Annotated in this window: 2 protein-coding genes; one reads left to right on the forward strand and one right to left on the reverse strand. The window is 44.7% G+C overall.

Annotated elements, in window-relative coordinates:
* Positions 1-84 precede the first annotated feature (84 nt).
* On the reverse strand, positions 85-561 hold the full coding sequence (locus T363_RS0113655; RefSeq protein ID WP_051643304.1) for a transposase: 477 nt from the start codon (positions 559-561) through the stop codon (positions 85-87).
* A 468-nt stretch (positions 562-1029) separates the two neighbouring features.
* Between T363_RS0113655 and moaC the strand changes: the two genes are divergently transcribed.
* Positions 1030-1521: a cyclic pyranopterin monophosphate synthase MoaC gene (moaC, locus tag T363_RS0113660; protein ID WP_031476737.1), complete on the forward strand. Its 492-nt coding sequence runs from the start codon at positions 1030-1032 to the stop codon at positions 1519-1521.
* The last annotated feature ends 554 nt before the right edge of the window (positions 1522-2075 follow it).

Genomic DNA, 2075 nt, shown 5'->3' on the forward strand with positions numbered 1-2075 from the left:
CCTATTATACCTTGTCTGGGACTGAATTTCCACTGCTTTTATGAAGTATGATCCATTAATTCGGACTCACTGGCTTTTAGTTATTCACTCAAAGGTTTCTTTCAGAATATCTATTTCCATCCGCATATCTTGGATTTTTGCTTTCAACTCACCAATTTCCTGCGATGATGCAGCTTTTCCTTCTATCAATTTCCCTCTGCCGCGCTCATTGGGTGGATTCATTAATGCTGCAGCACCTTTCTGGATATATTTACGCCGCCAAGCATAGATACTGGCCGTGCTATATCCTACTTCATTTGATACTGATTGTACAACCTCTCCCAACTCAAAGCAACGATGAAGTATCTGAAGTTTTTGCTCTAGCGTAAGGTACCGGGGATGCTCCTCTGTATTATAGCCTCGAAAGGTAGTCCTTTCTTCCGGCAAAATCCGCTTCCGATTGATCCAGTTATACAGCGTCTGCCTGCGTGCGGGATATCCTAAAACCGTTATCGTCTTTGTTACCGATTTCGTTTCCTCATGAACCTCGAGAGCTTTGCGATATTGTTCATCTGAATACATTCCCAAATCTCCTTTTCTGCATGTATTCAGTCCAACTTTTTGTCCTCACCCCCCTTGTGCGGTGTGTTTCGCAAATGCGGAGGATATGCTTGCGTTTCTCGTCTGTGATCGTGCTGTGTGCCTTCGCTGCCGGCATGGTAAGGGCTTCGGCGGGATCGCAAATGACGATCCAGTCAATATGTGCCTGACAAAATACGCTGTGCATGAGGTCGCACAGCCTGTTTGCCGGGTCTGCCAACTGTCCGGCAATAGAGTTAGGGATTTTCTGCAATCGACAGGAAAGGTATAAAGCCGCCGGAGGAGCGTGGTGGTGGGTAGGTAGGCAACTGGATTTTACAATTAACGATTGAATAATGTTGCAAAAAATAGAATTTTGTGTTTGTTACTATTGTATGGCAGGGGGAACTCTGGTAAAATAATAATACAAAATGAACGAAAGTTATTGGTTGTGGTATATAGACACAGGGGATGAGGCATTTGCAGCTTTCGCATTTGGATCAAAAAGGAAACGCACATATGGTCAATGTAGGCGATAAATCGATCACATCTCGCATGGCGATTGCACAGGCGGAAATATTGATGAAGCCGGAAACCCTTGATATGATATGTCAGGGTACAATGCCCAAAGGGGATGCGTTTGCCTGTGCGCGTATTGCTGGAATTATGGCGGCAAAACGCACGTTTGAATTGATCCCTATGTGCCATCCGCTGCCGATCGAATCGGTTTCGGTTGATTTTAAGATCGAAAAACCGGGACGTGTGTACGTGAAAGCGGCGCTGAAATGCAGTTGGAAAACTGGCATCGAGATGGAGGCTCTAACGGCAGCCAGTGTGGCGGCTTTGACAGTTTATGATATGTGTAAAGCAGTGGATCGGGGAATGAAAATACAGAATATTTGCCTTGTTGAAAAAGCAGGGGGAAAATCCGGGCATTATATCAGAGAAAATATGGATGAATAATGTCTTTGGATTTTGAATTATATTCGAAAATTATGATAACAAGTTGAGCGCTTACGCAGGAATGATGTATGAAAGAGCTGGGTGAAAAGGCGGAAGCTGTGTATAGAAGCTTTATGGCGCGATGCTTTGGGGGAAGCACAGTCACTTTGGTGGGGAGCAGATTTGGCATATGCCAAGTCATACATAGGATACGGATATGGACGATCACTGATGCGCAAACCGGTGTCGCAATTTAGCGCAGCCCATAGGCAAGCATCCAATGACTGCTTGTATTCTATCACTGGGGAAAGGTTATATAAGGGTGGCTGGCATCATGGGTCTATTCGGGTTATAATCACGCAGCGAATCAAATCTTCTATCATGAGCACGCGGCAGAGATACTGCGCGGCTGCGCGCAGCGGTGTGCGCAAAACAGCGCTTGCTATTTTGTGATGTGAATAAAAAAAGCCAGGGCATTGATATGTGATATGATCCTCCTAAAGTAGACCATGGAAAAAACCAAAATCTACTTTAGGAGGATTTTTTATGGGCAAAATAAAATTCACTCCAGAGAA

This window comes from Agathobaculum desmolans ATCC 43058, assembly GCF_000701665.1.
Lineage (GTDB): Bacteria > Bacillota > Clostridia > Oscillospirales > Butyricicoccaceae > Agathobaculum > Agathobaculum desmolans.

Coding starts and splice junctions, on each gene's coding strand:
- moaC (WP_031476737.1), top strand. CDS start 1,030: ATGAGGCATTTGCAGCTTTCGCATTTGGATCAAAAAGGAAACGCACAT.
- T363_RS0113655 (WP_051643304.1), bottom strand. CDS start 561: ATGTATTCAGATGAACAATATCGCAAAGCTCTCGAGGTTCATGAGGAA.